Raw genomic sequence first — 9,363 nt, 5'->3', positions numbered from 1 at the left:
CACCAACGCGCTTCAATGGAACGACCTGGAAGCGCAGCTGAAGGTGTTGAACAGTCTTCGTAGTCTGCACGCGGCAACAGGCGATTATCAAAATGCCTATGCGCTCATGACACAGTACATGGGCATTTTCAGGGAAGTATTGGACAAGCAGAATAAAAGGGAGATCAACGAGCTCGAAATTAAATACCAGACGGCCCGGAAAGAAAAAGAACTATTGAATAAGGAAAACCAGTTAAACCATCAGAAAACAATAAAGTATAGCCTGCTTATAGGATTTCTTATCATCCTGCTGCCAATTATAGGGTTGCTGTATATGTATTACCAGAAACTGCAGGCGCAGAGCAAACTGAATACTACCATGGAGGAAATGAACCGGCAGAAAATTGAGGCGTTGCTGAAAGATAAGGAACTGGAGCTGCTGAAAGCCTCTGTTACCGGGCAGGAGAAAGAACGGAAGCGGATTGCCGGTGAATTGCACGACAGCATCGGGGGCAATCTTGCGGCCATTAAGCTCCAGCTCTCCAACCAGGCAGGAGTGAACGGGCTGGAAACGATTATCCGGCAGGTAAACGATACTTATCACCAGGTACGTGATCTGTCGCATGATCTTGTTCCGCAGCAATTCAGCAACACCGGTTTTACAGAGCTTATTTCAGGTTATATCAGGCAATTCAATATGCCCGGTAAGGCCCTGATCACCTTTCATGCCTTTCCCGCCGAAGAAGTAGACCGGATCGGCACTTCACTCAAAGTAGAGATCTATAAGATCATCCAGGAACTGATCACCAACGCCCAGAAGCACAGCCAGGCTTCGAAGGTAGAAATACAACTGACCCGGCTGGACGATATGCTGAAATTACAGTTTGAAGATAATGGCCGGGGATTTTCCATGGAAACAGTGAAATTTGGCATCGGGTTCCAGAATATCCGTGAGCGCCTGAAATTATTCGACGGCGTGTGTACGATTGATTCTTTCCCTTCGAAAGGCACAGTAATAGACATTGAAATACCTTTAAACCAGGAATTGTATGAAGCATAATATTATCCTTGCAGACGATCATAAATTGTTCCTGGAAGGCCTTACCCGGTTAATAACACAAGACAGGGATCTCCATGTGCTTTATTATGCCCATAACGGTAAACTGGTCATGAACTATCTTGACCAGCACCCGGAAGAGCAGGTGGATCTTGTTATTACCGATATCAGTATGCCCGATATGGACGGCATCACACTGAATAATTATATCAAGGAAAAAAGACCGGAGATCAGTACCCTGGTGGTAAGTATGCATACCGACAGCAATATGATCGATACGCTGATCCAGAATCATGTAGACGGTTTTTTATCGAAGAATGCGGATTCAGACGAGTTGATGGAAGCGGTAAAAACGATCCTCAAAGGCGGGAAATATTTTTCAGAGACCGTGAAACAGGAGTATCTCAAAAGCGTTTTCAACAAGGAAAAAGAAACCCTTGAAATGCTCACTTCCCGTGAAAAGGATGTACTGAAACTGATTGCCGAAGAATACACCACCCAGGAGATCGCAGACAAGCTCTTTCTCAGCAAACATACCATTGAAAGTTACCGCAAAACCCTTATCCTGAAATTAAAAGTGCGTAACCTGGCTGGTCTTACCAGGTATGCCGTTAAATTAGGCCTGCTCAGTTAACCCCCTGAAAACAGGGGGGTGATTTTCACTGGATACGATGTTGTAGCCCCCATCGTGCCCGGCTACCTTTGTTGCATAACAAAACAAATCGTGTAACTAAAAAATGCAACATTTATGATTTACGGAATAACATTAATCCTGCTGAGCATCATTGCCGTTCCCTCGTTGATTTTATCTAAGAAACCCAATGCAAAGGAGTTGCTGGAAAACGTGGAGCCCTACCAGGGATGGATCGGGATTATTTTCTGTTTCTGGGGCATATGGGGGCTGGTAAGCGCCGTTTTAAATATCGGCTGGCTTACCTCGGCGCCTATCTGGTGGATCACCTTAGCGGCGGGCAGCCTGGTGGAAGCATGTCTTGGCTTCTTACTCGGGTTCCCGCTCATCAGCAAGTTTTTCCTTTCCGGTAATGAAAAGGCCAGGGAAAAGGCGGTGAGTATCCGGGCTAAATTAGCGCCCAAACAGGGTAAACTGGGTATACTGGGCATCATTGTTGGCGCATGGATGATTGTAGCGTCCTTCCTGTTTACGATTGCGTAACCTCATTCTTTTACCACTCAATTTTCAACCGATGAAAAAAATAATACTGGCCGCCATCCTATTGGCGTCGGCATTGGGAAGCCATGCCCAGGAACAACAAAATCACGCTATACAGGTGTATGGCGTTGCCAAAGTAGCGCGGGAAGTGGAAGCTTACATGATAGATTTTACCGTAGCAGTGGAATATGGAGAATCAGAAAGCAAAAAATCTTTTGAAGATCTGAAAAAGGGATTTTTTGCAAAGGCAAAGGAAGCTGGCCTGGATGAAAGCCGGTTTAAGGAAGATAAAATGGGATATGTGGCATTGCAGCTTTTCAGGGAAGGTAGTTTATATACTTTCAGTACCAGTTCCCGCGAAGAACTGCTGAAGGCCGCCAAACTGGCAAATGGCATTGTTATTACTATTGCAGGCGCAAGGGTAAAGTTCAAGCCTGTTGCAAAAGACGAAAAACAATTCGAGACAGCATTTATCAATGGCAGGGAGAAAGCAGCCACCATTGCAAAAGTTATCAATAAAAAACTGGGGCCTGTGCTCACGGTTACGGATCTTACTTCCCAGGAATCCAGGGTAGAAGAGAGTTATTACTTTAAACCAATCGAGGATCAGTATATTTCCCTGTTGGTAAGCTTTGCGATTGAGTAGCCGGCCTGTTATCCATTATTTTGACCCTTCAAAGCCTGCGATCGTCGCGGGCTTTGGATATTGATGTAAGCCGTTGGAATGTGCTGGTGTTAAAGATAACGGAGGTGGTTAAAAATACCCTTATATTGTCGCAATCGTACCTCATGCGTGTTCCTGATCCTCACTACATTTGAATCACCATCAAACAAATGAAAACAACATGAGAAAGATCAGAATTTTTGAACATATCTCGCTCGACGGTGTAATTGAGCACGACGGAGACTATACTTATGGCGCGTGGACTACGCCCTATCGTAGCCCGGCCGGGGCGGAAATGCTCCTGAAGGAATACGGAACTGGCTTCGACCTGCTGCTTGCCCGTAAGACATATGATATATTTAGCGCCTTCTGGCCTAATGCCGGGGATTTCCCGATGGCAAATGGTATAAACGCTGCAACGAAATACATCGTAACTCACAGGCCCGAAAGCCTGGAATGGGGACCGGTAAAGCATGTGGGGGGAGATGTTATAGCGGCGATCCGCGATCTGAAGTCAACGGATGGACCCGAACTGATCGTAGTGGGAAGCTCCACATTAACTTCCCTGTTGCTTGACCAGGGCCTGGCAGATGAGGTAGTGCTCATTACCTACCCGGTTTTGCTTGGTCGTGGTAAACGCTTATTATCAGATAGTATCAACGCCCGGGAGCTTGCTTTTGTGGACTCGAAAGCAACGCCTACCGGTTTGCTCATTAATACTTATAAGCACCTCGGATCACTGAAAAAATAATCCTTCGCCGGGATGATACCGGACGGCCATATATTATTACTTTTGAGACCCGCCATTACGGCGGGTCTCTCTTTTTTATGCTTTCGCTGAAGGGCTTTTCTCCGGCCAGGCAAATCCTTTCCCTCCCGGCAGGTATCTTTCTGTTTCCTGCACATAAAATGTATTCACGCCCTGAACTGCGAGCCCAAAGTAATACACGAATTTATCCACATGTTCCTGGTATTCGCCAAACTCCCGGTACTCCTTGTGTAAAGTAAGCAGCTCATCGAGATCTGCATTGTGGATGCGTAATGTTTCCTTACAGGCATCCTCCAGGGAAAGACCATATTGTCGCTGCAACACAAAAACCACGTTAAAAACCTCTGTTCCTTTGGCAAGCTCTTTTGGCAAGGAATGAATATCATTTTGCCATATAATAATTCTGACCATCAGGGTCATCATTCGCTGAAAGACGCAGTGGTCAACGATGTGATCGGGTAAAACCAGGCCGGATTCAATCTCTCCCAGGACCAGGTAGGGATACATCAGGACGGCATATTCGCGGATGGCCTTGTATACAACGAAGGAAGGCGGTGGTTGATTGGCAGCTTTGTAAGAATGTTCCACTTCAATCCCGTACCTGAAGGTCAGGTAGAAGTAACGGATAAAACGCTTCATCCATATTTCGGGCATAAATGCGCGGAACTCATCCCGTATAAGTGCCAGGTGTTGATATATTGCATTTTCTTCCGGTAACGGAGGAGCGCCATTCAGAATTTCCATACAACGGATACGCTGTAGTTGTTTTTCCTCCAGTGATAAATCTTCCAGCTGATCATCGAGTACAACATACTGAAGCATAAACCTGTTGCAGGGAATGGTTTGTTCATATGTTAAGTCGGGCCACATCCACGCGGTGCATGCGTGCAACCGCATTTTTTTGTATTTCGCTATTTGTTTAGGCGTCAGAAAATTGTAGTCATTATCTATCCATGATTCCATATCCTTTCCCATTTGTTCGAGATGAGGATTCACGCGGTTAGGCCATGGATAATAATTCAGGGGCAGATAGTCTCTTGGGTTAAATTCTTCTGGTGTCATTACGATGGTTTTTACTGTTAGTGATAGACGTACCCGGATATTTTCCGCATCCGGGCTGAGGGAGTTATTCTTTAGCCCAGGGCCTGTTTTACTGTTTGTACATCGGGGAACCCCTGTATGGAATTATACCTGTCGAGCGTAGAGGAGACAGATTTCCATCCGTTGAGTGTCATACTGATATAATGAACCCTGTTGATTACTGCATCCTGCCAGTTGCCAAAGGATGGCAGAAAATCCTGCAGATACTGAAATTCCCTCAGGTATTCGTTATGAATGTGAAGGGCTTCCATGCATGCTTCTTCCAGCGAAATATTCCGTTGGTGCTGAATCGCCTTTACCACATTATAATAAATCGCACCGGTGGCTTCGTCTTTAAGTACTGACTGTACTTCGTTGAAGCATGCCATCATACGAACGGCCAATGCTTTGAGGCGTTTTATTGTAGTATGCTGATGTATGAAATCCGGCAGGAATATTTCCGTTTCAAGATCCAGCAGCTCCAGGAAAGGGTAGAGGCAAAGCGAGTCTTCGCGGATAGCCAGGCATTCTTCTACAGAAGGGAACTCTTTCCGGGCCTTGTAATAAAGCTCCTGTCGGAGGCCGTCAAAGTATTTTTGAAGACCATCGATAAACCGGTTCATGGATTCTTCAGGGAGAAATTGCGTGAGCTCTTCCCTGAGATCGAATAGCAAACCGGCAAGCGGAATTTCCACCTCATCCCTGGTGGCCGTTCCTTTTAAAATTCCGAGGGACTGATCACGTACATGATACAATTCCTGGAAATTGCATTCTTCACACCTGTCGTCATTGTAAAGCGTCCACAACATGAGCCTGCATACCGGTTTCAACCGTTCAGCGCTGGCTGTTGGGAACCATTGGGAAGCAATATGCGCAGTTTTGGTCATTTTATACTTCTTCCTGGTGAGAGGGTCATTATTATAAAGGGCCAGATATTCTCCGTCTATCCAGTGCTGTTCTGTTATTTCCTGCATGGTGCAGGCAAATGGATTTTTTAGCATGGGAAAAGGATAGTGGAACTGCGATAGTATTGAAGTTATCACCGTATTCATAGAAATAGTTTGGGTTACATTGAGGAAGAATAATTCTTATCATGTTATTTTGAGAAATGCAAAGGTTACCTGCGGGGGCCTGTTCTTAATAGGGTTTTCTTATATAATATAAATAGTGGTGGGGAAATATCCGCCTCTTGCAAATTAGGGTTTGTCGTCATTTTTCTAAAGGTTATTTTGGTCAATTATCCGGCTTCAACGAAGCGTTTGATAATGAGGTTTGAGTATAGGAATTTACAAAAAGTTATGGAATATTGTCTTTTTTTTAGCGACAATCTTTATCATCTGCCCGGATAAGAAGATTTCAGTGTTTTCAGTATGCTGGTAGTCACCCGGTAAAGATCGCCACCTGCCTGATCGTCTTTTTCGTTGGTGAGGAGGATAATAGCTATCTGTTCATTGGGATATAAGGAACAGAAACTACGGAAGCCGTTAGTGCCTCCATCTATCCTGATATAATAATCCCAGTTCCTTGTCCTGCCAATGGACCATTGAAAGCCGACTGCGTCCTGTTCCACGTTGCCATAAATAACCCGGTGGGTGAGCTTTACCGCAGCATCTTTTTCAGCAAGCTGGTAATCTGCATATTTTAACATATCGTCTATACAGGAGTGAAGCCCGCCCGCACCCGGAAAAGAGGCCGGTACCGGCAAGGCTTTTTCACCAGTGGGGGTATAACCATCAAGTACCGTGGCGTTTTTCGAAGGAGCAGGATGTACAAATGTATTTGTCATACGCAGGGGAGTAGTGATATAGCGTTTGACCAGCGTTTCATAGTCTACCTGGTAAATATGTTCCAGCGCATAAGCCAATAGCTGGTAGCCAACATTGGAGTAAGCATATTTTAATGTTTTAAGGCTATCCAGTTTAAGTTGCTGCAGCTGCTCCAGGAAATAGGCTTCCGTCATAGAGGCCGATATATCGCCACCAGTAAAGCTATTGGGGAACATAGCGGTATGGCTCAGCAAATACCCTACGCGTACCGGTTCTCCCGAAGGGTAATGTAACCCGGGGAAATTTCCCGGCAGGTACTTCCGGATGTCTTCCTCCAGTTTCATTTTGCCTTCGCCAATGGCATGCGCCACCAGCAGGCCGGTGAATGTTTTGGTGATAGAGCCTATTTCATAAACGGAGTTGGACCGGGTTAGCTGGCCTGATGCCGGCGCCGTTTGCCCGTAGTTATAGCGATAATGATGCTGGTTATGTATAACCCCGATGGAGATACCTACTCTTCCTGTTTTGCTTAGATATAATTTTGCCGAGCGGTCTACTGCAGAATCCAGCGGGGTTTTCATGGGATTGTCGTTCAACTCCTGGGCTGAACAGCAGACGTATATCACAAAAGAGGCAATGATAATGCCGATACTTTTCATGTAGGGAAGTTCTCTTATGAAGATACAAGAATATCCCAAAAAGAGAAAGCCGCGTGGATTTTAATCCTTTATCGATACAGGGAAAGTTTCGTTGATGTGATGGGTTCCTTCGATAATTGAAACTTTGTTTTCATCATCTCCCATTTTAAAATCAACCAGGTATTTGTTGATCTTTGACAACAGGTTAAATTCTATCTCAAATTCACCGGTGGCTTTCCAATATCCTCTTAACGCATACAGATGACCTGAACGGTCATCCTGGTAAAATTTACAGGTGGCGCCGGTCCCTACCGGATAGGTGACGGTTGATTCTCCGGTTTGTTTTAACAGAAGGGAAAGGTTTCCTTTTTTCCATATAAAGTGGGCGCTTTCAACAGCTAAACTGTTGGCTGGGAAAATGATCGTTTTATTAAACAACTTCTCTTCTCCGGTAGCGTTGGAAATGTACCGGGGCGAATCGATCCCCGCTTTTGCCGCCTGGAGCTCCATTTTTTTAAGTTGGTTAAATGCTGCGGGATCACTTTCCAGTTTTTTATCGGGGCGAAATGAATTGCCAATAATATCACCGATCCGTTCTTTCTCATCGTCACTAAGACCTCCCGCTGTAAATACCACAATGGCATTGTATCGTCAAAGAGATATTTTTTAGCAAAGTTTTCGGGAGATAACCGGGTTGCCCGGTAAATAATTTCCCCCAGCAGGTAATAGTTGCAGCTGCAATATGAAAACTGTTTACCGGGATCAGTTACAAAAGGAATATTGAAAATAAATTCAGGCCAGTTCGCTGATGGAAATAATTCGTTGAACAGGCTGTCTTCGTTTGAAAAGCCGCAATCAAAACCAGACTTCATGGTAAGCAGGTGTTTGATGGATAATGTTTCAAAACCCTTACCTGTTGGTTTAATCTCCGGGAAAAATGATGAAACCAGTTGATCTTCATTCTTTATATAGCCCTTATCTATAGCTATGCCAATAAGCAGGGATGTTACTGATTTTGTGCAGGAAGCGATGTCATGCCGTAAACCCGGGCGGAAAGGGTAGAAGTAAGCATCAAAGAGGGTCTTCTTATCCCGTACAATTAAAAGACTGTGAATATTGATGTTGTTTTCCTTTACATAAGTAAATATATCACTTAAGCCTTTTGAGGAGAACCCTTCGTTTTCCGGTGTGGAGAAAGAAAATGTTTCCCGCTTAGTGGCCTGGGAAAAGATCAGGGCTGTTTTAAACAGTAATAGTAGTAATAAGGTGGATCTTTACAATGGAAGTGGTGCATAATGAAGATTCGTATATACTTGAAGGTAAAGAAAATCCTGATATCCGGCGTCGTGCCAGGACCGGTTACTTTTTATAAGATGTTTTGAACCAGGGTGATGATGGTGTTGAATTGGTGAAAAAAAAGGGAATGCTTCAGGCGAAGCATTCCCCGGAACTGGTGAAAGATTTATCAGTTAATAATAAGCTTCTTAGTGGAACTAAATTTTTTCGATTCTATCGTCACAACGTAAAATCCTGCAGGGAGCCGTGAATCGATCTCTATCTTTTTATTACCATGAGTTTTCTTTTCATAAAGCATTCTGCCCTGGTTATCATAAATTCTTACGAACGCATTTTCGGGAATTTCCGGGAGAAGGATCGTAAACCTTCCCGTGCCGGATGGATTCGGATAGAGGCTTACGGCAACATCTTCACTCGTGCTTACGTTGGAGGATAGTTTGGCTGCCATGGTACCGCTTGTTCCTGCAGCGATGGGGGAGAGATAGTTTCCGGCAATGACCTGTTGTGAAATGCCAGGGCCCTGCCAGGATACCGCTACATTATCTCCGCCAGTGCCTTCTTTATGAAGCACTTCAATGTAGTATTTCTGCCCGGCGGTCAGGTTAACGGCAGCGGATTGCTGTGTGCCGTATTTATTCCATTCCCTGGAATTGGTCCATCCATCTACATAAGCTATCCTTGATCTATTGGCGGGGTTATCATTGGTGCTCAGGTATAATTCCGTGTTATCATCTCCGGCTACCCAGAAAGTGTAGCTTCCGCTGGTGGTAGGATGGAGATATCCACGGATCCTGGTGCCATAGTTCTCCGCCCAGTTAGTGGGGCCTTCCAGGCTGCTGAGCTGGTCCCTGCCTGTAGGGTTGTTGGGATAATTGCTATTGGAGGTCAGGCTGCTGATAGTAGCTCCGCTGATGCCTGTCCAGGATTCCCGCAGGATGGAGCC

The 9,363-nt window shown here is 45.1% G+C and carries 10 protein-coding genes and 1 pseudogene; 5 read left to right on the top strand and 6 right to left on the bottom strand.

Translation table 11 applies throughout. The features are described 5' to 3' along the window. From VIM72_RS26070 to VIM72_RS26050, 5 genes are all read left to right on the top strand, one after another. Nucleotides 1-1,039: sensor histidine kinase (locus VIM72_RS26070; RefSeq protein WP_332005755.1), on the top strand; the 1,039-nt coding region annotated here is incomplete at its 5' end. Next, nucleotides 1,029-1,670, top strand: coding sequence for a response regulator transcription factor (locus VIM72_RS26065; RefSeq protein WP_332005754.1), 642 nt, complete (start codon nt 1,029-1,031; stop codon nt 1,668-1,670). The genes VIM72_RS26070 and VIM72_RS26065, both read left to right, overlap by 11 nt. 114 nt (nt 1,671-1,784) lie before the next feature. Continuing rightward, a complete protein-coding gene (locus VIM72_RS26060) occupies nt 1,785-2,210 on the top strand; it encodes a hypothetical protein (protein WP_332005753.1) in 426 nt (141 codons plus the stop codon). Nucleotides 2,211-2,241: 31 nt separating this feature from the next. Beyond that, nucleotides 2,242-2,853, top strand: a complete 612-nt coding sequence (locus VIM72_RS26055; RefSeq protein ID WP_332005752.1) for a hypothetical protein — start codon at nt 2,242-2,244, stop codon at nt 2,851-2,853. Between the two features lie 199 nt (nt 2,854-3,052). After that, the gene (locus tag VIM72_RS26050; protein WP_332005751.1) at nt 3,053-3,622 is read left to right on the top strand and encodes a dihydrofolate reductase family protein; all 570 of its coding nucleotides are present in this window, start codon (nt 3,053-3,055) and stop codon (nt 3,620-3,622) included. Nucleotides 3,623-3,697: 75 nt separating this feature from the next. On the opposite strand, the gene VIM72_RS26045 is transcribed toward VIM72_RS26050, so the two are convergent. The 6 genes and pseudogenes from VIM72_RS26045 to VIM72_RS26025 all read right to left on the bottom strand — a co-directional run. Beyond that, complete coding sequence (locus VIM72_RS26045) at nt 3,698-4,702, bottom strand: terpene synthase family protein (protein WP_332005750.1); 1,005 nt, start codon at nt 4,700-4,702, stop codon at nt 3,698-3,700. A 71-nt stretch (nt 4,703-4,773) separates the two neighbouring features. Beyond that, entirely contained in the window at nt 4,774-5,772 is a 999-nt protein-coding gene (locus tag VIM72_RS26040) for a terpene synthase family protein (protein ID WP_332005749.1), read from the bottom strand. A gap of 281 nt (nt 5,773-6,053) precedes the next feature. Continuing rightward, nucleotides 6,054-7,145 carry a serine hydrolase domain-containing protein gene (locus VIM72_RS26035; RefSeq protein WP_332005748.1) on the bottom strand — a complete coding sequence of 364 codons (1,092 nt, stop codon included), beginning with the start codon at nt 7,143-7,145 and terminating at the stop codon, nt 6,054-6,056. A 60-nt stretch (nt 7,146-7,205) separates the two neighbouring features. Then, nucleotides 7,206-7,760 carry a hypothetical protein gene (locus tag VIM72_RS26030; protein WP_332005747.1) on the bottom strand — a complete coding sequence of 185 codons (555 nt, stop codon included), beginning with the start codon at nt 7,758-7,760 and terminating at the stop codon, nt 7,206-7,208. Between the two features lie 17 nt (nt 7,761-7,777). Continuing rightward, nucleotides 7,778-8,224, bottom strand: a pseudogene (locus VIM72_RS32450) (serine hydrolase domain-containing protein); the annotation flags it as partial. 365 nt (nt 8,225-8,589) lie between these two features. Beyond that, nucleotides 8,590-9,363: T9SS type A sorting domain-containing protein (locus tag VIM72_RS26025; RefSeq protein WP_332005746.1), on the bottom strand; the 774-nt coding region annotated here is incomplete at its 5' end.

It is taken from the genome of Chitinophaga sp. (genome assembly GCF_036569185.1).
In the GTDB taxonomy this organism is placed as follows: Bacteria; Bacteroidota; Bacteroidia; order Chitinophagales; family Chitinophagaceae; genus Chitinophaga.
The sequence above is the reverse complement of the archived record's forward strand: the minus strand, read 5'-3'. Positions and strand labels throughout refer to the sequence as shown.